This is a genomic window from Flavobacterium sp. TAB 87 (assembly GCF_001529295.1).
In the GTDB taxonomy this organism is placed as follows: Bacteria; Bacteroidota; Bacteroidia; order Flavobacteriales; family Flavobacteriaceae; genus Flavobacterium.
In genome coordinates, this window is record NZ_LLWK01000020.1 from 1 (window position 1) to 24,823 (window position 24,823).

Below are 24,823 nucleotides of genomic sequence, written 5' to 3' on the forward strand. Positions count from 1 at the left end.
ACAACCAACTCAAATCATAATTATTTAGTTGTCGAAAATGTATTAAATAGAGAGTCTGTAAAAAACAGTTCTGATAACATCAAAATTTTTGAATCATTTAAAACTTTAGAATATGAAATAGCAGTACACAATGTACATAATGACAGAAGAAATTTTAAAGAAAACTTTCTAGTGAAATATATTAACTTAATTGAAAATGATAAAGTAAATAAAATCATTGCTTATTTAGCAACTTTGCCAAATGATATTATGGCAGATGAAGAAAGAAGGAAAGTTTCAATTCTTTTATGGAAAACATTTCCTAGCAAAGCAGAATTTGCTCAAGACTTTTCAATTCATATACTTGATAATTTAGCAGATGCAAAAGCCTCATTTAAAGTGCCAAAATACATTTTAAATGCACTTAATCATTTAAAAAATGGATTGTAATGTATTTTTTAAATGAAGAACGGTTAGCTTATCTAAACGCAAGAGGGAAAATTATTTTAAATGCTTGCCCAGGTAGTGGCAAAACAACAACCATCGCTAAAAAGATTTTAGATTTAGAAAATCTAAAAGAAATTGGAGACCATTCAGGTGTCGCTTGCCTATCATTTACAAATTCTGCAAAAGATGAAATTAATGAAGCATATAAAAAAATGAGTGGTAAATCACTTCAGTTTCCAAATCATGTATCAACCATAGATAGTTTCATAAATAAATTCATAACACTGCCATTTTACAATTTACTTAATCGTGATTTTAACCGACCAAAGATACTTGACCACACAACCATCTTAAATGATATGTGGAAAACTACTTATATTAAGAATGGAAAAACATTGGAAGGCTTATTAAGACCTCTTAATAATGCAGAATACAAAGCGCAAAATAATAGAAGTATTTTTCATTTATATCCTCCAAGCGAAATAAGAATTGAGCCAAATGGAACTTTTTCAATCAATGGAAATAAACCATCACTTGAAAAAGTAGAAAAAACTAGCTTCGATAACTATTGTAAACTAATCAAGAATACCCAATTTAAAAAAGGACTTATCTCGACTAGCGATTCTGCTTTTATCGCTCTTCATTTATTAAAAAATAATCCTAAAATTTGTGAATGGCTTAGTTTAAGATTTCCTTTTATCATAATCGATGAAGCACAGGATAACTCATTAATGCAACACGCTATTTTTGAGGAATTAATAAAACAAGGATTAAAAAATATTGAATTAATTGGAGACCCTTATCAAAGTTTATACCAGTGGAGAGATGCTAAACCTGAGGAATTTCTAAGGAAATATGATACGGATGAAACTTGGCAGTCTTTCGATTTAACAGATAATAGACGTTCACCACAAAGCATAATTGATGTTTTCTCAAAAATAAGGAGACAAAACGATTCTAACATCAAAAGTTTAGATTGTAAAGAATTAGAAGAATCTATCGTACTTTATAAATATTCAACTACTAATCATCAATTAATAATAAAGCATTATGACGATTATTGTGCTAAAAACAAATACATCAATAGTTGCATTGTTGTACGAGGAAACTCATTAAAAGATTCATTATTAGGTAAGAAATCCGAACAAAGACCTTGGGGAATTCAATTACCAAAAAACATAATTTTTGCTAAAAATCTTTATATAAGTGGCGATCTAAAAAATGCTATAAAGGATATCAGAAGTGTTTGTATTTCATTAATCTATTCCGAAATTACAGATTATCATAAATTAAAAGATATTGAGAAAGAAAAAAGTTTAGACCCTAATTTTAATTCTTTAATGATAACTGTTTTAGACGAATTACCCGATTTTACTAAAACAATAAAAGATTGGACAATTGAAACTCAACTTTTCATTAAGAAAAAACTTAATCTAACTTCTGACATCGACTTTAGTTTAAGAAACAGAAAGTCAACATATTTAGAAAAATCTACATTGACTGAAAGTGTGGAGAGTCACTTTAAAAAATCATATTCAACACTTAATATACCTATAACCACTATTCATCAAGTTAAAGGCCAAACATTAGATTCAATTCTAGTTTTCTTCAATGAAAAGAAACACAAAGATAATATCACTTTTGAAAACATTTCGAATACCGAGAATGTTTTCCCAGATGAAAACAAGAGACTAATTTATGTAGCATTATCTCGACCAAAGCATTTATTAGCAATTGCATTCCCGAAATCAATAACAGACGAAGAACTTAAAAAAAAATTTGGAGAAAAAATAAGAATTATAAAAGAAGATGAATTGTAATAAGCACTACTGCTAAGGGCCGTATTAAAAAAATGTAAGATATTATGAGAGAAAAAGAACAAAAAAAAATTTTAACTGATTTACTAGAAGTCATAAATAAAATCCTCAAAAGTGGTTTTAAAAATAGACAACATAGACTTGTTGATACGGTTGAACAAGTTCAAATTCAAAATTACGAAATTGTTGAAGATGAAAATGATAGAGATTTAATTTACGTTCATAATATACTAGTTACGACCCGAGTATTTGTAATTTTTAGTGAGGATGCAAAAAGCTCCGACAATATTATATTAAAAAATCAAAAACCTATCCCTTTTAGATATAATAAAGATATTGACAACTACGAGATTGAAGAAGAAACTGTCTTTTTTTTTGATGCTACAACATTTTAAACATTTTTTTTATGCCAATACCTAGTAATATAAAAAGAGAGCATATTTTTCAAGCTATGTTGAAAATAAAAAAAGATGGGACTCCAACACTTCGAGAAGCTAAAAAATGGGCATTAGAATATGAAAATGAATTATATCCTTGTAAATTATTAATCTCTTTGGGAAATCTTTACGCAAATGGGAGCGAATTAAATCCTAATCCTAGAAATTTTCAGACCTATATGGCTCAAAATTATCTTGAAAATTTAGGATTTAAAATTGTTCACATATAATAAGCACTGTCTATAACAGCTTGACAAGATTGGGGATTTATTGGAATTAGCGTTTTTTTACTACATTTACGTTAAGCCTAAAATACTCGGCTTCGCATGTGCCTAACCTCGGCTAGCGCCAAGACCTTCTGTGAGAGCTAAAACTAAGTCTAAAAAGCAAAACAAAATATGATAGTAACTCTTATTGTCATTTCGGTAACAGTGCTGTTTTTAGTGTTTATTTTTCTACAATCGTTAGAAAGAAAAAAATACCAGAAAAGTGAGTACTTAATTAATTTACATCTAATTACAGAATTTATTGACTTAACTCAAATGTTAAATGACTACGTTACTTGGGTACAACGAGATCAAATAAAAACACAATATGCAACAGTTGGTAAGTACTTTAAAAACAAAACTAATTTTTACAAAAAAGAAGATACTGTTAAGCGATTTAATGATATTTTCGAAGATTTTGACAACTTTATAATTAGATATAACCTAACTTATGTCCAGTCGCAAAAAGAAAAATTAAATCAGTATTTCGATAATATTGAAGAAAAAAAATTAGATGAACAACAACGGACTGCAGTAATAACAGACGAATATTCAAATTTAATTATTGCTGGTGCAGGTTCTGGCAAGACACTAACAATCATTGGAAAAGTTCAATATTTAATTGAACAGAAAAACATTGATCCTAATCATATTTTATTAATATCATTTACAAAAAAAACTGTTGAAGAATTAAACGAACGGTTAAATAAAATTGAACTTGGTATAGAAGCAACAACTTTTCATAAACTGGGGTATAGTACAATCAAAAAATATCATTCAAACATTCCGGCAGTAACAAATGAAAACACTTTAAGCGGAGTAATAAAATCCTATTTAAAAACAGATATTTTTAATGATGTAGAAGCTTTGCAATCGTATATTCAATATGTAGCTTGCTATATGAACATTCCAGAAGAATACGACAAATTCAATTCACTTGGCGAAAAATTAGACACAGAAAAAGGAATTGACTTTCAAACTTTAAAATCAAAATGTGAACCTTTAAATATAGTTTCACAATCAAAACTTGATACCATGCAAGGCGAAAAAGTAAAAAGTGTGGAAGAACTAATAATAGCCAATTTTTTATACTTAAACGGTATCGAATATGAATATGAAAAACCTTATCCACATGGACAAACTATGTACCGTCCTGATTTTTTTATAAAAGGTTATGACATTTATTTAGAACATTTTGGTGTAGATGAACATGACCGAGCAAAATGGCTTACTCCATTTAATGAGCAAAAGTATGTAGAGGATATGCAGTTAAAAAGAGAAACACATAAAACGTACAAAACTAAATTATTAGAAACCTATTCCTATTACAATAGAGACAACATTTTATTACACAAACTACGTGAAATGTTGGAAGCTGAAAATGTTGTTTTTAAACCAATAGATGCAAAAAATATCTACTCAAAAGTATCTGATAATGGCAAGAATTTTGGCAAAGAAATAAACAAACTAATTGAGAGCTTTATAAATCTAAGCAAATCAAGACGATTAAACCATAGTTCACTACTGAGTTTATTTTCAGAAAAAACCATAAACCAAGCACATTTTATGGTGGAACGACAACAAATGTTTTTACAATTTGTGCTTCCAATTCTTGAAAAATATGACAATACCCTAAAAGAAAGAATTGAGATCGATTTCAATGACATGATCAATAGTGCTACTGATGCTGTTCTAGAAAACAAACCCGCATACACTTATCAGTACATAATAATTGATGAATATCAAGACATCTCATTTTCTCGTTTTAATTTGATTAAAGAAATTAGGGATTTATCAGGCGCAAGATTAGTATGTGTTGGAGACGATTGGCAATCAATTTACCGTTTTGCAGGAAGCGACATTTCTTTATTTAGTAACTTTCAAAAGTATGTTGGTAAGTATGAACAATTATTGATTGAGCAGACGTACAGAAATTCACAATCACTTATTGATATAACTTCAAAATACATATTAAAAAACGACAAGCAATTTTCAAAAAAACCGAAGTCTAAAAAAGAACCTTTGGAATCGCCAGTTAAATTTGTTTATTACAAGCCATCAGAAATTGAAATAATATTCATAAATCAAATAAAAATACTTGTAAATGAATATGGCAATAAATCAATCTTAGTTTTAGGTCGACATAGCTTTGATATAAACGACTTGATTAAATTAACTCCAAATAGTAAGATAAAATACTTTGAACAAACAGGGAAGCTAGAAGTACAGGATTTCGAAGGAATTGATATAAAATACTTAACCGTACACAAGTCAAAAGGTACAGAAGCAGATAATGTTATAATATTAAATCTTCGTAATCATTTACTTGGTTTCCCCAACAAGATGACAGACGACCCTATTTTATCACTCTTACTTAATGATACTGAAGTATATAGATTTGCAGAGGAACGTAGGCTATTTTATGTGGCATTAACAAGAACTAAAAATGAGGTGGTATTACTTATTCCAGAAGAGTCTTCTTTATTTGCGGAAGAATTATTAACAGATAACAAGTACTTAGTAACTAATAATGATGGAGTCCTTCAGACAACAAATTGTCCTTATTGCCAAACAGGAAATCTTGTCATAAGACAAAATGCAGCAAGTGGTTCTCAATTCTTAGGGTGCTCCCATTACCCTAATTGTAATCAAACATTTAGCAATATTGACATATTACAAGATAAATTCCTTTGTCCAAACTGTAACAGTGGTTTTATGACAAAGCGCACCGGACAATATGGGAACTTTTTAGGATGTACCAATTATCCGAAATGCAAGAAAACTATAAAATTGCAATAATGCTGAGAACAATACGAACTCCGCTGCAACCAATTTATTACCTAACTTCACACTTATAAAATGTAACGTTATGTGTTTTCATACCATTCAAACAAAACTTGCCTTACAAATTGAAAAGCGTTTTAAAGCAAAAATCAAAGACAAACATTCTTTTGCACCAAGCGAGCATATCAATGGATTTGATTTTCCAAAAACACCAATTATTACTAATGAACATCCTGACATAATTGAACATTATAATTGGGGTTTAATACCACATTGGGCTAAAGATGATGATATTAAAACAATGACTTTAAATGCTAAAATTGAAACCCTTTCTGAGAAACCATCCTTCCGTGATGTAATAAATCAAAGATGTTTGATTATTGCTAATGGATTTTATGAATGGCAATGGCTTGATTCAAAAGGGAAAAATAAAGTGAAATATGAAATTGGTATTGGTCATCGAGATCTATTTGCTTTTGCAGGTTTATATTCCAGCTGGAAAGATACAAACACAGGAGAAATAAAAAAGACCTATACAATGGTTACTACTGAAGCCAATCCCTTGATGGCTGAAATTCATAACATCAAAAAAAGAATGCCAATTATATTGCATCCAGAAGATGAAAAAAAATGGTTAGAACTGGCGCCAATAAATCAATTTGCATTACCCTATTCGGTAGATTTAGTAGCTACTAAAACACCTCCCGATACAGAAGCTCAACAGTTGTTTCTTTTTTAGTTGCTCCATTTTCTTCCATTATCATACAAAAATCAGGCTGATAGTTAGAAACCAAGTGATAAAAAGCCTTTACTATTTCCTGCTTACTGCATTCTAAATCAACACCAACGTACTTCTCATCAACAATAATTCTGATTAGAGTACCATGATGTAATAATTCATCTTGACCGTCCGCAGTATTATCAGGTGCATGACCAAAATGATGAATCGGACACATATCATTAGATAATAAGGCTAACAAAAATGGCTTTACAGATATAAACAATGTTTCATCTTGCAAAGTTTCAGGTACTTCTAAATCATCAGCTTTTAAAATTAGTCCTAAGTCTATAAACTTTAATTCCATTTATATTGTTGAATTATAGATTTGTGATTGTTTAAGTAGCAAGAAAAGTAAATTTAAGAAATTAAAGAACAACTTCCTCTATGATAATATGTTGTGATGGACTTAATTTTGAATACTAAAGAAACCATTTTGTCAAGGAGGGTTTTAAAAGAAATTAAGATTTATTCATATAAAAAATCAATCATTTTTTAATTACTAAATATGCTAGGGCTGGATCATTAAGTAATCGTTCCATTTCTGAGTGTATAATATCTTGAATATCTTGTTTAATCTGCAAATAATTACGTTGAATAACAGCATTGTCCAGTTTGCGTATTATCGGGATTTCCTTGTACAAATCTTGTTCTTTTTTCAGTGCAGGATGATCATTGAGTATTTCACAATGAAAAGATTTCAGTTGAATTTTACAATCAGGATCATCAGCTACCATACCGACAAATTCGCCAGAACTTAAAGCAGAAATTTTGGATGCAGGCACCGCATATTCCAATTGTTTGGATTGACTGATGGAAGTGTCACCACTATTGATAGATAAGCTTTCGCGATCCTGCATAATCTTTCCAAATCGCTCAGAAAGTTGCTTGGCGGTATCGCCTGTAACTTGACCGCTTACTATATTTCCAGTAATGTTCATAATGACATCTGCCTGTTCCCGACCATAGTCTTTTCGTAATTGACTAAAGTCTTGGATACCGAGACAAGTGGCTACTTTGTTACTTCTAGCAGTAGCGATCAGGCTGTCCATATTATTGAGGTAAATGGTTGGGAATTCATCAAAAATGAGACTGCATTTTTGCTTTTCTTTTTGATTCACTTGTTTTACCAATCGGTTTACATACAGCGACAAAACAGCTCCATATATTTGTATTTTTTGAGGATTATTACCCATGCATACAATCTTAGGATTATCAGGATTATTGATATCCAATGTGAAATCATTACCAGATAAAACATAGCAGAGTTGGGGAGAGGATAGTCTGGCCATCGCTATTTTTGCAGAAGCTATTTGTCCCTCTAATTGTTCCATAACATCGTTGAGATAAGCGGGGCTTATATCGAAGAAAGAACCCAAGAATACTTAGATGAAATAGCTAAAAACAACAGGAGATAAACGAATATATATTTGGAACCATCAAAAGACAATGGGGTTACAATCACTCTAATTTAACGGGACTTGACAAAGTAAATGGCGAATACAGTTTAATTATGCTTGTGTACAACATCAAACGCTCCATAAATATACTAGGCGAACCCGATTTAATAGATAAAATCAAGAAATGGAAATCACCTTATAAAACTAAAGGTTGTTTTAGTTTTAAAAAGACCTATTATACCCTTCATAACGGTATTATTGCAAATGAGTCACTAATTGCAGCAAAAAAAATAGCGTACCGTAGATAGAAGGTATTGAAGTTTACAAGAGTGTTTTTAAAGTGAAAAAGTAAAAAAGTGAAAAACCCAGGTTTTTTCACAGCCTGACGTTCTCGTGCCTAGCGCAGTTTGCGACTTACAAAGACGAGTATTTTCGGCTGAACGAAAATACGATAAAAAACGTTGATTCCACTTGATTAGTAAATTGTGCGAGACTTGTGTTAGCGGTGCGGGCTTCTTTCTCTCAGTTGATGTTAGTATCTAGTTCCATTTATTTCGTTTTTTTGTTTCAGTTATGTGAGCAAGATGATGGTTACAATGCCAAGCATAAACACCTATATTCTCGTCAACTCTAAAAGTTTTTCCGTGTTCAGGATGAATAAAAATTCTAGCATATTGCTCGTCCTTCAAATTGTTTAATAAAACTGTCCATCTTTCGTGTATTCCTTCTATAATTTTCAATGAAGGTTCAATAGACATACTTTTCGTGTCAAGAAGTTCAGCCCAACGTTCTTCAAAATATCGTTTTATGGTTGGTTGCTGTTCTGTCAATGCAAGTTTCAAACGGGTTAAACTATTCATATGGCTGTCAGCACAATGATGAACGACTTGTCTTATCGTCCAACCGTCGTATCTGTATTGTGTATTAAGTTGCTTGTCTGTCAAAGTAAGAACTTCGCTTGAAAGTCTTTTTGGAAATGTTGAAATGTCAGAAATCCACATTATTAAAATGTCTTTCGTGATTGTCGTTGATTTGTCAAACTTACCAATCGGAAATTTTAGTTTTTCTATGTCTATTTGCATTATTTTTCTCCTCTGTTTTTTAGCCTGACCGCCAACGGTAGTCTGTGAAAAAACTTCTGTTTCATTCTTTCAAAAATAGTTAAATTATTTTAGTAAAAGGAAGAAAAGTTGCATATTTAATGATGTCAAGACATTACAGCAATATCGCGTAATCGAATGTGTTTTTCAAGTTTAGAAGATACTATTTCTTCAGAAAATCCTATTCGATTTATAGATGCTTTTGTATCAGTTTTATCTTTAGAGACAGTGTGTTTTTCGGTTCAAAGGATCAGATCCGAAGGTCGTCCCAGTTTTGATACAAGAATTTTTCTTAAATTGTATCTGTACGTTTATATCAATGGACTTCGAAGTTATAGAAAACTGGAAAAAGAATGTGTTAGGAATATAGAATTGTAATGGCTTTTGTGTGCAATAATTCCTAATTATCATAGTATTACAAATTCCAGTTACATTGACCACCCAATTCCAATTTAAAGTGAGCAGTAAATTATAGTACATTTAGTAAATGAAAGTATAACAATAAGATTCTAATTTTTAGAGTAATAGGAACGGATTCAGAAGAATTTTGATTATTAAATTTTAATGGTCATTAAAAACTGGAAAGTGGTGGTCAGGCTGACCGTTTTTTCCAGTAGGAGTTTAAAGCTTCAAGAATCATATTTTGTATTTTAGGAGCATACGAATTATATGTTAATCTCCTGTATGTAACCGTTTATTATAAAAGAATTGTGATAGGAGCAGGGCAGTTTCCATTTTTAAAAAACTCTGTTAATTCTGAGTTTTAGCTGCGACAATTAATTGCCGTCAACCAGTAACTTCTTTGACCTTCGCTTCTTAAAAAGATAGATTCTAAAGCCTGTAATATACAATGTGATGGGAATTAAACCGGAGATGAAAACAAGAGTCCTACCAAATAATCCTGCAATTTCACCAATGTGTACAGGGTAAAATTGAGATGCTATACGGTTGCTAGTAGCATCATTTTTGTAATCTGTTAAAGAGACTGTTTTGAGGTTTGTGCTGACTGTAAGTTCTTTGGTTTTTCTAAGTCCTTGCGTTTTAAATCTACTCTCAATATACCGAAATCTATAGTTGTCATTCGCATCTTTAGGATAATATATGGCACGCAAGGCATAGCTTTTATCGGAATTCGACAAAATCGCTAACAAGGATGAGGGATTGTTAGTTTGTGTTTCTTGTTTAAGAATTGTTTTACTATCCAGTACTGACAGCGCCTTTTTATAATAGGAATTGTAGGTAAAGTAGGCACCGGTAAAAGCAATTGTTAAAAGTGGGATAAAAAAGCTAATACCCAGTACCTTATGAAGATCAAAATTGATTTTCTTTTTCTTACTCTTCCATTTAATTTTAAACCCGTTTTTTAGGTTAGCGCTGTAGGTTTTGTACCAAATGTAAATACCCGAAAGCAATATCATTAAAAGGAAAATAATAGTACTTGTGCCAGTGACATACTTGCCTATTTTTGGAATTAAAAGGGTACGGTGAAATTTTAATAGATCTTCAAAAAACAAAATTGAAGTTGACTTTTCTCCCAAAAAACGACCATTTTCTGAATTATAATAATTCGTTTTTCCGTTTTTAAATGCAATAGAAATTGTTTGCTGCTCTCTATAGGGCAAGAAAATTTTGCTAATACTATCGGAGTGCGTTACTGTTAAAGAGGCTGCCGTTTTGAAAAAAACGGCGTCCTCTAAATTATCTATGTTTTTCATCTTTAATAGCTCTGGGTTAAGAGCTGCGCTGAGTTCTGGTTGCCACACATACATAGCACCAGAAATACCAGAAATCGAAGCTACTAAACCACATGTAATACCGACCCAAAGATGAATCTTACGCACCATATTCCCTAAAGCCATCAAAACAAAATTAAAAATTATATTGTAAACTTAGCTTAGCGTTAGCGCCTTCGCCAGCTCCTGTAAATGTTTTTAATGGGGATGCCCATTGCGATCTTGCAGGTAGATAGTACTCATTTAGCAAGTTATTTACCGCTAAGGATACAGACAAATTAGGTTCTAACTGGTATGCCAAAGAAAGATTAACTAAGGTATAACCACTTACTGGAAATTCAGTATGTCGATATTCATATTTGTTAGTTTTTGCATTTAAAAAAGGATCAAACCTCTCTCTGTCTCCCGAATTGGTAACTCTAATCGAAGTACTTACTTTTGGTATTGGTTTCCAGTTTGCATACACAGTCAATTTTGGAGCAGCGATGACATCCCCTCCCAAATAGCTTACGTTGTTTTCATCTCCAACATTATATTTTGTACCTTCCACATAGGAATAAGAGGTTCCAAATTGCCATTTATCGTTTGGCGTAAAGTAATCTACAGCAACCTCTGCCCCATATATACGTTGAGGTTGTTTAGAAGGTTGGAAAGTATTTAGTTCATCAACAAAAACAATTCCAGTACCCAAACTAGAGGTGCTGTAATACCCAACAGCCTCAAACTTGAGGGTATTAAATTTAGATAAAAAACCAAACTCATAGTTTTTAGTTACTGCAGCTTCTAACTGAATATCATTAATATTACCTGCTGTTGCAGAGCGTAATACAGAACCTAAATCTGCAATTGAAAAACCTTGTGAGTAACTTACATAGGGTATAAATTCTTGATGCTCAATATATCGTACACCAAAATTAAAGGCGAGATTATTAAAGTTTAGTTTACCACCTTGCACATCTACAGACGGGGTAAAGTTACCATCACTCTTACCAGAATACGGCAAAGTACTATAATTAGCAATATCCATATTTATATCATCATAACGCAAACCCGTTTTAACGACCCATTTTTCATTAAATTTAAGGGTAGATTGTGCGTAAGGTGCCCAGCTAGTCATTTCGATATTAGGCACCCATAACCTACCATCTAATAGTCCTTGATTGGTTTTATCTCTTAGTAAATCGACACCATACGTAAGTGTAATATTTGCCGCCTTATTGTTTGACAACGTCGTGATAAAATTTGGTCTTAACCCATATTTTTCTGCGTTTATTACAGATTGACCTCCATTTTCAAACTTATCAGAATAAAAGAAAATGTTCTCCGTATTTTGGTAATACAAATCAGTTTGAAAGTCTGTGGTTTCAGAAAATATATTATTTAAATTATAGGTCAATTGTCCATTACCAAGGATCGAACCATTAGCTTTTTCTCCCTCAATAGTCCCCTTTTCACCATATCCAGCTAGTATAGTATAATCTCCTTCTTTATTAAAAACTTCAACTTTTGCAGCTACAGGAATAAATGGAGAGTTTTGCATCGATTTATAAAAATTACCTCCTAGGGTTATTTTTTGATTTTCAGCTAATTGATATTCAATCTTTCCTAGTGTACTATAGATTTTAGAATTATCAAATCCATATGTTGGTAAAAGCGGAATACCTTTAGCATCATATTTATTGCCCGTTTCTTCATAACTTCCGCTAATATAATAACTGAATTTATCTAAATTACCTTTAAAGGATTGGTAAACTCCAAAGCCTAATGCATCTCTTGCTTCAGCTAAATTAGATGTACCCCAAACATTGGTAGAGCCTTCAATCTTTTTGATAGAATTAGGTTTTTTAGTAATGTAATTAATAAAACCGCCGTTGCCACCATTACCAAAAATAGAAGTAGCTCCTTTTATAACCTCCACGCGACTAATGTCATTAGGAGTAATAGACTTTATACCTAATTGCCCATTTCTTAAAGGTGACGATTGAGGAATACCGTCAACCATAACTAATAAAGATCGCCCACGCAATGTTTGTCCCCAGTTAGAAAAAGTACCTGAAGACATTGCTAAACCAGGTACTGTAAATTCTAGTATTTCACTAATATTTGAAGTAGATTTAGCAAACTCTTGGAGTTTAGCTTGTCCAACTACTGTTACAGAAGCTGGTATTTCGGATAAGTATTCGGAGTGCCTACTGGCAGAAATTACAACCTCATCTAAACGGCTTATGTCATCTGATAAAATAACATTGTATGTTACTGAACTACTACCATCAAACGCAATTCTCTTGAGTATAGTTTGGTAACCAAGCATTTCAATCCTAACTAAGTAGGTACCTTCGTTTATATTAGACAACAAATAATCTCCAGAAACATCTGTACTAGTACTATTCCCTAACTCTTTAATTTGGACAACCGCTCCTATGACTGTTTGATTATTTTGGTCTGTAATTTTGCCCTTTAGATTTGATTGCGAAAATGCCTGAAGTGATAAAAGTGCAGTAGCAATTAAAACAATAATTTTCATGTTATCTTTATTTAGATTCGTTAAATATAAAGCGCGAAAGTAAAACTAAAAAGAAAGGTAGCAAAGGAAAATTAAGTTTATTTTAAGCAGTAGAGAATTGGTGCACTGGCTAGCTTGTGGTTTAAGGTCTGCCGTATTTGTATGGAATAAAAAATAATTTGCTTAATGGATTGGACTATGGCTTAAAGTAAAATAATGCTTTTTTTTGTACTAATTAAGCATATAAGTCTCAGTAAAAAAAAAGGATAGTGTGATGTTCTTGCTCTCATAGCGAGAAATGGTGGCATGCTGGTTTACTTATGACGCTACTATTAGAAATTATTGCCAGTGTCAGGCCAACTAAAACACTTACTGAAATAGTAAGCTTTGCTATTAAAAAAAGCAACAAAGAATATTGAAAGCGGGTGCTAGTAGCTGTACAACTAGAGCTTCCAAATTTTAATTGTGATGATAAGTCTTATCAATTAGTTTGCAAAGATTGAAGCGAAGTTTTTTTATGGAAATATTATTTTTTGATTCTCGTACATAGACTTTAGAAGTTGATCTATTGTTAAGGTTGTCGTACAAGCTCTTGTTGCATATGTCTTGTTGAGTAGTCATCTGTTTTTCGGAATGTGAATTAGTCAGTGAAAAATTTGGAAATGCTAACTTAGCAATCCTACAAAGTCAAGAGATAATCTTAAATATAATCCTTAAAATTTAAGATAAAGTTTTTAATTAATTTATACGAGAACAAATGTATCAGATCTGACAAAAGCGTTAGAAATTAATGGAGGAAATCGAAAAGCCAACACCGAGTAGATCTAACCAAAACAATAAGGACAAAGAAAGAAAAAAAAAGCATGTAAAGACCTTGTAAGCGAAATACAATCTTTACAAAAAGATCAGCAAAGTTAACTTGGTACAATGTCATAATTTGAAGGAGTTTTTTCTTCTAAATATTGCAACCAATTCTTGCGCTTACACACAAATGATTAATTCAGTTTCTGGATGAGTTGTTGGATTTATTTGCGCATGTATTTGTTTATGTGCAAAAGCAAACAGCTCATCAGTTCTGAGAATTAGAAAGAAGAGATTTATAGCTGTCTTTTCATTTTTTGAGTTTGTAGAGTTTTCAGTCGATACGCAATATAGTATCACAGTCTTCGAGGTAAAAATTCCATTGAGATTGTTCTAAAGTTTCACTCAGAATTAAATTTACTTTCTCAACTTCTTTCTTTAGTTTTACTGATGTTCTAAAAACATCAATTATTCACTTTATTTTTTTCCGACATTAACTATTGTGTTAGTCCATGCGGTTTTTTCTATTGCATCTAATAGACATGTAGCGCAATCTCCATAGGTTAATGCATTAAATGGACTTACTTTAAGGTCAGTTCCTGCTTTGTATTCGCCTTTTGGAATTTTATCAGTTAATGCAACGGCTCTAACAATAACCCAGTTTAATTTACTTTTCTGAATTGAGGATTCGGCAATTATTTTATCATCAAACGATTCTTTGTAATAAATACGCAATAATTTAATTGCCAATCTATTGAAAATCGAAAAGTTTTTACTGTCCGATTGAACAAATCCGCTCATAAATACAAAACGTTTTATTTCATTTTTTTTGCACGCCTCAACAATGTTTTTTGTTCCTAGAGACATTAGATTTCCAACTTTTTTGTGATTTGTTGGTCCAAAACAACTAATGACAAAATCGATGTTTTCGAGTGCATTTACAAGGCTTTTTAAATCCGTTACATCTCCATTTACAATTTTTGTATTTTTGGTTGGTTTAAGTAGTTCAGGTTTTCTTGCTATAATCGTAACTTTATAATTCTTTTGAATTGCCAATTTTACTAATTCTTTCCCTGTTGAACCCGTGGCTCCGATTATTGCTAAATTCTTCATTTTTTAGATTTTGTATGGACAAATTTAAAGACGATATTTGAAACTACAAAGTATGAAGTATACTTCATACCTTTGAAAAGTTATTAACAAAAAATAGATTTTATGCTTATAAATGAATTATCCAAACGAACTGGATTACCAATCCATACATTAAGATATTACGAAAACTATGGTTTATTTGAAGGTGTAACCGATGTATAAGTTACAACGAATAACTATAAAAATTATGATGAAAGTAGTATCGGGAAAATTGAAATTATAAAAGGTGCTAAAGAAGTCGGATTTACACTTATTGAAATAAGAGATTTGTTAGATAATTGGTACAATAATAAGATTAGCATTGAGAAGAAAATTAAAATTGTAAACGATAAAATCGACCAAATTGATGCAAAAATAATACAGTTCAATAATGTCAAAAATGTTCTTCTCAATGCAATAACTGTGATTGAAAATGGTGATTGTTAATTTTTAGCACAGTTTTTATTTGACTGATCGCTAACGTGTTTATATATAGATAGTTAGTTGTTTTAAGTGCCTAATTTGGAAAATACGAACCAAATAGATAATCCGGGAGGATTTGCGTAAACAGGCTATACTAGCAATAAATTATATACGGTGTTAGCGGTAGTATTTATATTGTTTTTAATACTCCTGAGTCTGCTCTTAAAGAAGCTCCGTTTGTAGCAATCGATAAAGGACTCGACAAGTAAGATACTAAATTTGCAATTTCATTTGGATTAATAAATCGTTGCAATAAAATGTGTGGATTAGATTGCTGAATAATTACATCTTTCATTTGTTCAATTTCAAGATTTTGAGCTCCTGCAATTTGTTCCACTACTGTTGCAACACCATCGGAATATGTTGGTCCTCCCAAAACTGTATTAACTGTAATTTCTGTCCCTTTAGTCAATTTAGATAATCCATTTGCTATTGCAGAAATAGCTGCTTTTGTCATTCCGTAATGAATCATATTTTCAGGTACATTTACACCAGATTCGCTACTAATGAAAATTATGCGTCCCCAATTGTTATCTTGCATGCTGGGCAATAATTTTCGAGACAGTCGAACAGAACTCATTACATTTATTTCGAAATATTTGTACCAATCTTTGTCTTGTATATTTTGAAATTCTTCCATTTCAAAGATTCCAACATTGTTTATCAATATATCTATATCTGTCAGTTTTTGAAGTAGATTTTCAATGTCCTCTTTGTTTGCGAAATCAGCAGCTATTGCCGAGATATCCGCATCAGGAAATTGATTTTGCAATTTACTCTTTGCTTGTTCTGTCTTTAACTTTTGTCTTCCGTTTATAGTCACGCTAACGCCTTCTTCCAAGAGCTGTTGAGCAATTGCGAAACCAATGCCTTGCGTTGAACCGCTAATAAATGCTCTTTTTCCTTTTAATTTTAAATCCATATTTGTGTATTGTAATGTTCATTAAATAAATAATCAAAAAAAATCAATTGATTAGTTGTAGTTGTAGTTCTATTTGTATCCTTAAAATTTCTTTATCAGGATAAACTCTTCGTAACGTGTTGATGCCACACCAAACAGTAATAAGATATGTTCCTAAAACACCAGCAGGAATTTCTGACGTCAGATTTCCTTTTTTTTGTTCTTTAAGAATAGTTTGGGTGTATAGTTTTTCCGTTTCTTTTAAAATTTCAATAGCTTCGTTTTCTAGTTCATCATCTACAAAAGTCATTTCAACAATTGTATTGGCTACAATACATCCTCTCAAATGGCTGCTTTTTGGTTCAGTTGCTATACTAATAAAAAATTCTTTAATCAGTTCAATCGGATTATCACTATTCTCTATTTTTAATTTAAAAGTATTTAAATCCTTTTTTCGCTGTTGAAGTGATTTTTTGAATAGTTCTTTTTTTCCGCCCTTAAATTTATTGTATAAGGTTCCCGCTCCGGCACCTGTGGCTTTACTTAGGTCAGATAGAGAGGTGGCGTTATATCCTTTTTTCCAAAATATCTCTTGGGCTTTCAAAATGATTTCACTGTCTTTGAATATGTTTGGTCGTCCTTTCATTTGTTTTGTAGTGTTCGTTACAAAAATAGAAAAAAATTCAATTCTGACCACTAATTTTAGATATATTATTTTTACATGACTAGTAACGTCAGTCTGTGAAAAAACGTTATTTTTCTTACTAATAAAGTAAAATACGTTAATGAAAACAGGATTTTTTGTGTTTGTAGGACTGGAACATATTTCTTAAATTTCACGTAATTAGCTGTTTCTTTTAGGTTTATAGGATGCTATCTCTGCAGATAATCAAGCTCGTATTAGTGTTGCTTTTGTATCTTTGTAAATTTTAGCTATAAGGACAACCCAATTCCAACTTAAAGTGAGCAGTAAATTATAGTACATTTATTAAATGATAGTATGATAATAAAATTCTAATTTTCATAGTAATAGGAACGAATTCAAAAGATGATTTATTATTAAATTGTAATTGTCAATAAAAAGTGGAAAGTGGTGGTCAGGCTGACCGTTTTTTCCAGCAGCTTGAGCAAATGATTTTAGACAAACCACAGAAGAGATAATTATTAAAGTAGCAATTGTTTTCAAATTTACTTTCATTTATTCTTGTGTAGTTAACTCTATTTTTGCCGTATTAAGACGCGGATGGGCGGATTCAAACTGATATATCGTAATGTCGGTCTTTGAAAAAACTTGAGTGTTTTCTTAACAATTATAGTAAAATACGTTAATTCAAACAGGATTTTTCGTGTTTTTAGGGATGCAACATAGCTCAGCAATTTCATAAAGACCTGCATCTTTTAAATTTAGAAGATGCTTACAGTGCAGATAATTACGTTCGTTTGATGGCTGTTTTTTATATTTTTAAAATTGGGCAGAGTCTATGAGGCTTTAATAATACGGTGTTAAGTTAAACGGGTTAAGAGTTGTTGCCGGAATTTAATTTGTAGTGGTGAGCACAATCAATTGTATAGATTTTTTTTTAGGAGCTTTTCCCGCTATACGCTCCAATCTTTTTTGCCGAACTCCAGCACAAAAGGATTTCGCTGCTATCTGGGCTAAGCGATTAGGGATACTACTTTATAAGAATGTCCTAAATTATCAAGCAAAAACAAGTTAATACTAAGATGGCACCATTTGGCAGTGGTGAACCCAAAAGGACAAATCATGCAACTAAATATATAAACTTTAGGTTTTTGACACTATTACTTAACTTGGAACTATCAACTAAAATGGTAATTCAATATAAATTTCCGTTACACTTCAATTCAACTTTCTTAGTTTTTTACACTGTATGATGTTCATTTAAACAAAATGAATTTTGTTTTGCCAGTAAAATTTTCTCCCCTAATTCTATTTTAAAATTCTATGTTGAATTTTGATATGTGCATAATTTTCAAAGTAAAGTACAGAATGTTTTTCTGAACGTAGTTACCAAACACTTCTCTTATATGCTCATTGTCATAAATACGGTTCTTAAAAATATCAATAATTTAAGTAAGATTTTACTTATATTTAATTTAAATAATTATAAAAAAATGTATTTAGTCGACTTTTATTGCTTTACATCGATAAATCAAAAATTATTTATATTTTTATAAAAAATAATTAACAAATTTTTATGAAGAATAATTACCTTCTATTTTTAATTTTATTACCGTTATACTGTCAATGCCAAGAAATACTTTGGGAGAAATCTTATGGCGGTACAAATGCAGACTACTTGTTTGATGCACAGCCAACGGCTGATTATGGTTTTATTCTAGCAGGAAGTTCACTTTCTACTAAATCTGGAAACAAAACCTCTGATAATAACGGTAATCTTGATTACTGGATTTGGAAGATGGATGAGAAAGGAGATCTTGATTGGCAAAAGAGCATAGGTGGTAATGGATATGACGTACTTCAAAGCATAGAAATTACCGTTGATGGAGGATTTATTTTAGCTGGTTCCTCTAATTCTGCTAAAGGTTCAGATAAAAAAGAAGATTCTAAAGGCTTATTGGATTTTTGGGTAGTCAAGTTAAATGCTAAAGGTGATGAGCAATGGCAGAGAACAATTGGAGGCTCTGGTCAAGATGAGTTACTACGTGCTTTTCAAACCAAAGATGGCGGTTATATGCTTGGGGGATCATCTAACTCTAGTCCAACACTAGATAAAACAAAAAAAGTATCTCAAGAATTATCAATTGATCTTTATTCCAAATTAGAAGAAAGTAGAGGAAACATGGACTATTGGATTGTAAAATTGGATAAGGAAGGAAATATCGAATGGCAAAAAACATATGGAGGTAAATATACAGAAGTGCTGAGAAGCATGGAACAAACTTCAGATAGGGGATATATTTTAGCTGGATATTCTAATTCACCGGCATCTGGTGACAAGATTGAAAATAATAAAGGGCTTGGTGATTTTTGGATTATTAAAATAAATAGTAGTGGGGAAATAGAGTGGCAGAATGTTTATGGTGCAGAAGGAGATGATCAGCCATATATTATTCATCAAACAAGTGATGCGGGGTATATTGTAGGAGGAAATTCAAACAGTACAAAATCATTAACTAGTTATGGAGGGACAGTTAACGATGGAATTGATTTTTGGGTTTTAAAAATTGACAAAATTGGCGAGATTGATTGGAGCAAAACGTTCGATTTTGGAAAAGCAGATATTTTAACCTCACTTGTTGTTAATACTGATGGTAGTTATTTGATTGGTGGTTACTCCAAAGGAGAAATTAAAAGAGGGTTGATCAGTGATGTTGCTAAGCAAGCAGGCATGGGCATTGACAAAGATGGTATTAATGATTACATCGCTTTGAAAATTGACGATACTGGCGAAGAAATCTGGAATAAAACAGTAGGAAGTAGTGGGGAAGATATTTTAAGAAAGTTAATGGAAACCAGGGATGGAGGTTATATTATGGCAGGTACTTCCAACTCAAAGTCGTCAAAAGATAAAAATTCAAATGTTGGCGGTAGTGATTTTTGGGTAGTAAAATTAAAGGACAAGCAGAAAGTAGAGAAAGTAAAAGCTTCAATTGAGGCTATACCCAATCCAGCTCGTCCATTCACGAATATTGTAATTGGATTTGAATTTGAAACCGGTTCAGCGGCACTTATAGATCTTACGGGAAGAATATTGCAAAATTTTGAAATATCAAGTAGAACTGTTCCATTTGATTTAAGTCAGTATCCTGATGGATTTTATATTGTACAAATTAAAACAAATGTAAAAACAGAGTCCGTTAAAATTATTAAATCGTCAAACTAACTTTAGAATTGTACTGCAATTTATTATTAAAAACAGAAATGAACTACAAGAAGATAAGATTAAATAAAAATATTTTGCACAAATTAATTTTTTTAAAAACAAGTTTTATTGATAAATTAAGATGCCCTTTCTTAATACTTTTTTTAATCGTTGTTAACAATCTTAATGCTCAGCAGGAAAAAATTAATGTATTACCACCGTCAATAGATAATTACAATTTCACAAAATATGGAGGCCTCGAAATTAGTGGTAATAGTGGAGGATTTTCGTATGCTGTTCCTTTGTACAGTATCAATCATGGAGGAATAAATATGCCAATTTCTTTAAGTTATTATACAGATGGTGTAAAAGTCAATGATGTAGCTGGACTTGTAGGTATAAACTGGAACTTATCATCTGGAGGAATGATAACAAGAGTGGTTAAAGACGAGCCTGATGAATATAATTCGACAATAAAATATAGACCAACTGCTCAGGAATTACGAGATATTATTGAAGGGGATTATGATGATGCCTATTATTTAGCAAACGTAAAATCTAAAGCTATTGACCTGTGGAACACTACGTATAATTCAGCTGGGGCAAATTATTACAATAAATTGGATACTGAACAGGATGTCTTTAGTTTTAATTTTAATGGTTACAGTGGCAGTTTTTATATTGATAATGGTCAAATTTACTTAGATACTGATGACAATGGAATAAAAGCAACATTTAAAAAGAATGTAAATGGAACAGAGTCATTTGTTGAGTTTAGATTTGTTACTCCTGATGGGATAATATATATATTTGGTGGTGAATTTGAATTTGAGGAAAGCTCTGAAATAACAGGAGATTGTGCTAAAAATTATCATAAGCCTATACCGTGTACTTGGTATCTTAAAAGCGTTGAAAACAACAAAAATTTTATAAATTTTCATTACCAGAATACCTTTAAATACTATCCCTTTGATTATTCACAAAGTGTTACTTATAAAATTGATGACTACAATTATGGATGCCCAAATCCTTTAATTATATCTGATTGTCAAACAAATTTTAAAAGTCTAAATGCCAAAATATTAAAACAAATTGATTTTGGGAGTTCTAATTTGAAATTTAATTACTTGAATCAAAGAGACGATTATTACGCGGGTAATTTACTTCAATCAATAACAGTAAACAATGGAATAACTGATATTGATGTTTTCAATTTTGAATATATATATTCAATCAGTAATTCTTTTAACGTCCCCAATCCAAATACGGTAGTAAACAGTACGAGGGCATTTTTAAAAAGGCTAGTATTTAATAATGGTAGTTTTCAAGATTTTGAATATAATAATATAAATCAATTGAGTCCGAGATTGTCTTACAGCCAAGATGTTTATGGCTATAACAATGAGAATAATGTTAGCTCTCTTTTAAATGTGGATTATGATGGTCAAGAAGATAATATCTATAAAACAATCATGAAGCAAAAATTTCCCAACACTATAAACCAAGCAAATAGAGCGGTAAATCCAGTAAAATCTTTATATGGTGTTTTAAATAAAATTATCTACCCCACTAAAGGTTATACAATTGTTAATTATGAAAATAATATCGATTTAGAACAGAAGAGGGTAAAAAAATGGATAACTAAAAACATTGATTTAAGTCTCACAAAATGTGAACCATTAGGGACGGACCTGGAAAGTTCAGAAACTCTTACATTTATTTCTAATGGTTCTCCAATAAATTTATATGCATCCACTAGTGTTGAATTATGTCCGGGAGTAACTGTAAATGACTTTCATGACAGACATGCGATCGTAATTAAAAATATAACTACTGGTGAAATATTGTACAGTTTAAAAATCGATTTTAATGAAAATTTTAAATCGGATGATGCAGAATTATTATTTGAAAATAAGCCTCATTTTGCACCTACTAGGACAATTTCTGGTAATGAGTATAGTGTGACCTATAGTGTAGATACTAAATTAAATAATATACGTGGTAGTATAGACATTAAATATAATTCTAGTGATGTTCTCGAACCGACCTTAGTAAATTACGGTGGTGCTAGGATTTCTAGCATCGTTGATTATGATTATAACAATGAGAAGTATAATGAGAAAAAATATACTTACAATGGTATTTTACAATTGAATACTGAAGAAACATCCCTTCACCATAATTTTTATTTTTCTCCGTGGTATTTTGATTGTGCCAAGCCATCATGCTTTGATACTGGAAATTCACAATCAACTAATGTTGATTGTAATAATATCATTACGTTTGGATCAACTAATTATTCAACTGCTTACGCAGCACGTGGAAAAAGAGTCAATTATGATGTCATATCTACTATTCTTCTTGATAGAAGTGGCATTGAAAATAAATATATAGTAAATGATGGTATTGAAGGTCAACCTGTTTTGATTCATAGAAAATATCTGACAAACACTACTAGATCCAATCCAAACGAATGGAATGATGGTAAGGTTAAAGAAACAACTATTTTTAAATTTGAAAATTCGAAATATACTCCACTTAAAAAATACACTTATCAATATGCTATACTTTCAAGTCAAAAATTTAAAAATTATAATACCAAGCTAGGGATAGATAATGGAACCGAATTCATTCTCATGGATCTTGAACATGTGTATAATAGTGTAGAAGAATTTAGTGGATTATGTAATACGCTTATTTGTAATATTCAAGGAAAATTAAGTGTTGAACAGTATTTTAATCACTGTATAATTCGAGCAAGAACAGAAGTTACAGAAATAGATTATTTTGCAGGAAAGCAGTTTACGAGTATAACAAAAAATAACTTTACAGCATCAAACCATAATTTTATGACTTCTCAAAGTAAGATTAGCTCTGCAGAAGATAATATTGAAACTAAATTTTATTATGCTCTTGATTCAGCAATGTTCAACCAACCGCTAAGGGATGACTTAATCAATCAAAACAAAATAAAAACTCCCTTAAAAACAACACTTTACAAAGGAGGCGTGAAATTAAGCGAAAAATTGATAACATATGATATTTCAAGTTCTCCAAACAACTTACTATTACCGAAATATATTTATGAAGCTAAATTTCCAAATGAATTAATAAACCTTCCAAATGTCGGAAATCTAGAAAAAAAGATTACATATGATATGTATGATAATCAAGGTAATTTATTGCAATATACCACGGAAGCAGGAATTCCAGTTGCTATTATTTGGGGCTACTTTAAGACGCAACCTATTGCAAAGCTTGAGAACGTGACATACTCTAGTATTCCTCAGCAATCGATAACAAACTTACAATCCCTTTCAAATGCTGACCATGATAATTGTACTTTTGATAATTGCGATGAACAATTATTAAGAAATGGTTTAAGTGAATTAAGAAATTCTTTTCAAGATGCTTTTATTTCTACCTATACCTATAATCCCTTAGTTGGAGTTACGAGTATATCAGATACAAAAGGTTTGACGTCTTTTTATGAATATGATGCGTCTAGCAGATTAAAATTCATAAGAGATAAAGACTTAAACATACTACAAAGATACTGCTACAATTATAAAGGACAAACTATCGATTGTAGTGATAATTCTTCGACAATTGGTAAAGTGTATAAAAGCATTCCCTACAGTGGCTCGTTTACTAAAAATAACTGTGACGAAGGAGGTACTACTTTAACTATAATTTTTACTCAAGTGGTAGGAGCTGTAACATCGTCGATTTCACAAGAGGAAGCAGATTCTGAAGGTCTTACAAAATTCAATACCGATGGACAGTCTAATGCTAATGTAAATGGAACTTGTACTTTTAGTAGTATTGCTCGAAGTGGTTCTTTTACTAGAAATAATTGTGCTGCGGGTGGCGTTGGTTCACTTGTGATTTATAGTCAAGCGTTAGGAGCTGTAACCTCTTCGATTTCACAAGCTGATGTAGACTCGAATGGGCTTACTAAATTCAATACCGATGGGCAAACCAATGCCAATGCAAATGGAACCTGTACTTTTAGTAGTGTTGCTCGAAGTGGTTCATTTACTAATTACAATTGCGCTGCAGGCGGAGTTGGATCTAGTGTCAGTTACAGTCAAACAGCTGGAGTTGCAACCTCTTTAATATCACAAGAGGATGCAGATTCTCTAGGTCTTACCAAATTCAATACCGATGGGCAGTCTAATGCTAGTAGTTCTGGTAACTGTACTTTTTATAGTATTGCTAGAGCGGGTTCATTTACTAATTACAATTGCGCTGCAGGCGGAGTTGGATCCAGTGTTAGTTACACTCAAATAGCTGGAGTTGCAGCCTCTTTAATTTCACAAGAGGATGCAGATTCTCTAGGTCTTACCAAATTTAACATCGATGGGCAGTCTAATGCTAATAGTTCTGGTAACTGTACTTTTTATAGTATTGCT

The 24,823-nt window shown here is 31.5% G+C and carries 19 protein-coding genes and 1 pseudogene; 12 read left to right on the forward strand and 8 right to left on the reverse strand.

Going from position 1 to position 24,823, the window contains the following annotated elements; all coding sequences use genetic code 11:
- The 6 genes and pseudogenes from AP058_RS16935 to AP058_RS00605 form a co-directional block, all read left to right on the forward strand.
- Positions 1-429 (forward strand): annotated as a pseudogene (locus tag AP058_RS16935) (ATP-dependent endonuclease); the annotation flags it as partial.
- Positions 429-2,246 (forward strand): ATP-dependent helicase, encoded by a 1,818-nt coding sequence (locus AP058_RS00585; protein ID WP_066305584.1) that lies wholly within the window; start codon positions 429-431, stop codon positions 2,244-2,246. The pseudogene AP058_RS16935 and the gene AP058_RS00585, both read left to right, overlap by 1 nt.
- Positions 2,247-2,290: 44 nt before the next feature.
- On the forward strand, positions 2,291-2,638 hold the full coding sequence (locus AP058_RS00590; RefSeq protein ID WP_066305586.1) for a hypothetical protein: 348 nt from the start codon (positions 2,291-2,293) through the stop codon (positions 2,636-2,638).
- Positions 2,639-2,649: 11 nt separating this feature from the next.
- Entirely contained in the window at positions 2,650-2,910 is a 261-nt protein-coding gene (locus AP058_RS00595; RefSeq protein WP_066305589.1) for a hypothetical protein, read from the forward strand.
- A 168-nt stretch (positions 2,911-3,078) separates the two neighbouring features.
- The gene (locus tag AP058_RS00600) at positions 3,079-5,745 is read left to right on the forward strand and encodes a UvrD-helicase domain-containing protein (protein WP_082706520.1); all 2,667 of its coding nucleotides are present in this window, start codon (positions 3,079-3,081) and stop codon (positions 5,743-5,745) included.
- A gap of 70 nt (positions 5,746-5,815) precedes the next feature.
- Entirely contained in the window at positions 5,816-6,469 is a 654-nt protein-coding gene (locus tag AP058_RS00605) for an SOS response-associated peptidase (RefSeq protein WP_066305593.1), read from the forward strand.
- Here AP058_RS00605 and AP058_RS00610 read toward each other — a convergent pair.
- Both AP058_RS00610 and AP058_RS00615 read right to left on the reverse strand, forming a co-directional pair.
- Positions 6,423-6,815, reverse strand: a complete 393-nt coding sequence (locus tag AP058_RS00610; protein WP_066305595.1) for a hypothetical protein — start codon at positions 6,813-6,815, stop codon at positions 6,423-6,425. The genes AP058_RS00605 and AP058_RS00610 overlap by 47 nt on opposite strands.
- Before the next feature lie 181 nt (positions 6,816-6,996).
- Positions 6,997-7,842 carry a type IV secretory system conjugative DNA transfer family protein gene (locus tag AP058_RS00615; RefSeq protein WP_082706524.1) on the reverse strand — a complete coding sequence of 282 codons (846 nt, stop codon included), beginning with the start codon at positions 7,840-7,842 and terminating at the stop codon, positions 6,997-6,999.
- A gap of 92 nt (positions 7,843-7,934) precedes the next feature.
- Between AP058_RS00615 and AP058_RS17035 the strand changes: the two genes are divergently transcribed.
- Positions 7,935-8,216 carry a hypothetical protein gene (locus AP058_RS17035; RefSeq protein ID WP_255357064.1) on the forward strand — a complete coding sequence of 94 codons (282 nt, stop codon included), beginning with the start codon at positions 7,935-7,937 and terminating at the stop codon, positions 8,214-8,216.
- Positions 8,217-8,447: 231 nt separating this feature from the next.
- Here AP058_RS17035 and AP058_RS00625 read toward each other — a convergent pair whose 3' ends face one another.
- Entirely contained in the window at positions 8,448-8,990 is a 543-nt protein-coding gene (locus AP058_RS00625; RefSeq protein WP_066305602.1) for a YfiT family bacillithiol transferase, read from the reverse strand.
- Between the two features lie 156 nt (positions 8,991-9,146).
- On the opposite strand from AP058_RS00625, the gene AP058_RS16550 reads away from it, so the two are divergent.
- Positions 9,147-9,386 (forward strand): transposase, encoded by a 240-nt coding sequence (locus AP058_RS16550; RefSeq protein ID WP_082706521.1) that lies wholly within the window; start codon positions 9,147-9,149, stop codon positions 9,384-9,386.
- Between the two features lie 398 nt (positions 9,387-9,784).
- Here AP058_RS16550 and AP058_RS00630 read toward each other — a convergent pair whose 3' ends face one another.
- From AP058_RS00630 to AP058_RS00640, 3 genes are all read right to left on the reverse strand, one after another.
- A complete protein-coding gene (locus AP058_RS00630) occupies positions 9,785-10,867 on the reverse strand; it encodes a PepSY domain-containing protein (RefSeq protein ID WP_066305604.1) in 1,083 nt (360 codons plus the stop codon).
- Between the two features lie 10 nt (positions 10,868-10,877).
- Positions 10,878-13,265: a TonB-dependent receptor gene (locus AP058_RS00635; RefSeq protein ID WP_066305605.1), complete on the reverse strand. Its 2,388-nt coding sequence runs from the start codon at positions 13,263-13,265 to the stop codon at positions 10,878-10,880.
- Positions 13,266-14,522: 1,257 nt separating this feature from the next.
- Entirely contained in the window at positions 14,523-15,158 is a 636-nt protein-coding gene (locus AP058_RS00640) for an NAD(P)-dependent oxidoreductase (protein ID WP_066305609.1), read from the reverse strand.
- 102 nt (positions 15,159-15,260) lie between these two features.
- On the opposite strand from AP058_RS00640, the gene AP058_RS17270 reads away from it, so the two are divergent.
- Positions 15,261-15,359 (forward strand): MerR family DNA-binding transcriptional regulator, encoded by a 99-nt coding sequence (locus AP058_RS17270; RefSeq protein ID WP_082706522.1) that lies wholly within the window; start codon positions 15,261-15,263, stop codon positions 15,357-15,359.
- A 57-nt stretch (positions 15,360-15,416) separates the two neighbouring features.
- Positions 15,417-15,623, forward strand: coding sequence for a MerR family DNA-binding protein (locus tag AP058_RS17275; RefSeq protein ID WP_369815119.1), 207 nt, complete (start codon positions 15,417-15,419; stop codon positions 15,621-15,623).
- 166 nt (positions 15,624-15,789) lie between these two features.
- Here AP058_RS17275 and AP058_RS00645 read toward each other — a convergent pair whose 3' ends face one another.
- Together AP058_RS00645 and AP058_RS00650 are read right to left on the reverse strand one after the other, a co-directional pair.
- A complete protein-coding gene (locus tag AP058_RS00645) occupies positions 15,790-16,581 on the reverse strand; it encodes an SDR family NAD(P)-dependent oxidoreductase (protein WP_066305613.1) in 792 nt (263 codons plus the stop codon).
- Positions 16,582-16,624: 43 nt separating this feature from the next.
- Positions 16,625-17,206 (reverse strand): TetR/AcrR family transcriptional regulator, encoded by a 582-nt coding sequence (locus AP058_RS00650; protein ID WP_066305615.1) that lies wholly within the window; start codon positions 17,204-17,206, stop codon positions 16,625-16,627.
- Between the two features lie 1,573 nt (positions 17,207-18,779).
- Here AP058_RS00650 and AP058_RS00655 point away from each other — a divergent pair.
- The gene (locus AP058_RS00655) at positions 18,780-20,429 is read left to right on the forward strand and encodes a T9SS type A sorting domain-containing protein (RefSeq protein WP_066305618.1); all 1,650 of its coding nucleotides are present in this window, start codon (positions 18,780-18,782) and stop codon (positions 20,427-20,429) included.
- A 38-nt stretch (positions 20,430-20,467) separates the two neighbouring features.
- The coding region (locus AP058_RS00660; protein ID WP_066305620.1) for a DUF5977 domain-containing protein at positions 20,468-24,823 on the forward strand (4,356 nt) is incomplete at its 3' end.

Excerpts from the sequence above, each read along its gene's own strand:
- AP058_RS00585 (WP_066305584.1), top strand. The coding sequence starts at position 429 with ATGTATTTTTTAAATGAAGAACGGTTAGCTTATCTAAACGCAAGAGGG.
- AP058_RS00590 (WP_066305586.1), top strand. The coding sequence starts at position 2,291 with ATGAGAGAAAAAGAACAAAAAAAAATTTTAACTGATTTACTAGAAGTC.
- AP058_RS00595 (WP_066305589.1), top strand. The coding sequence starts at position 2,650 with ATGCCAATACCTAGTAATATAAAAAGAGAGCATATTTTTCAAGCTATG.
- AP058_RS00600 (WP_082706520.1), top strand. The coding sequence starts at position 3,079 with ATGATAGTAACTCTTATTGTCATTTCGGTAACAGTGCTGTTTTTAGTG.
- AP058_RS00605 (WP_066305593.1), top strand. The coding sequence starts at position 5,816 with ATGTGTTTTCATACCATTCAAACAAAACTTGCCTTACAAATTGAAAAG.
- AP058_RS00610 (WP_066305595.1), bottom strand. The coding sequence starts at position 6,815 with ATGGAATTAAAGTTTATAGACTTAGGACTAATTTTAAAAGCTGATGAT.
- AP058_RS00615 (WP_082706524.1), bottom strand. The coding sequence starts at position 7,842 with ATGGAACAATTAGAGGGACAAATAGCTTCTGCAAAAATAGCGATGGCC.
- AP058_RS00625 (WP_066305602.1), bottom strand. The coding sequence starts at position 8,990 with ATGCAAATAGACATAGAAAAACTAAAATTTCCGATTGGTAAGTTTGAC.
- AP058_RS16550 (WP_082706521.1), top strand. The coding sequence starts at position 9,147 with ATGTGTTTTTCAAGTTTAGAAGATACTATTTCTTCAGAAAATCCTATT.
- AP058_RS00630 (WP_066305604.1), bottom strand. The coding sequence starts at position 10,867 with ATGGCTTTAGGGAATATGGTGCGTAAGATTCATCTTTGGGTCGGTATT.
- AP058_RS00635 (WP_066305605.1), bottom strand. The coding sequence starts at position 13,265 with ATGAAAATTATTGTTTTAATTGCTACTGCACTTTTATCACTTCAGGCA.
- AP058_RS00640 (WP_066305609.1), bottom strand. The coding sequence starts at position 15,158 with ATGAAGAATTTAGCAATAATCGGAGCCACGGGTTCAACAGGGAAAGAA.
- AP058_RS17270 (WP_082706522.1), top strand. The coding sequence starts at position 15,261 with ATGCTTATAAATGAATTATCCAAACGAACTGGATTACCAATCCATACA.
- AP058_RS00645 (WP_066305613.1), bottom strand. The coding sequence starts at position 16,581 with ATGGATTTAAAATTAAAAGGAAAAAGAGCATTTATTAGCGGTTCAACG.
- AP058_RS00650 (WP_066305615.1), bottom strand. The coding sequence starts at position 17,206 with ATGAAAGGACGACCAAACATATTCAAAGACAGTGAAATCATTTTGAAA.
- AP058_RS00655 (WP_066305618.1), top strand. The coding sequence starts at position 18,780 with ATGAAGAATAATTACCTTCTATTTTTAATTTTATTACCGTTATACTGT.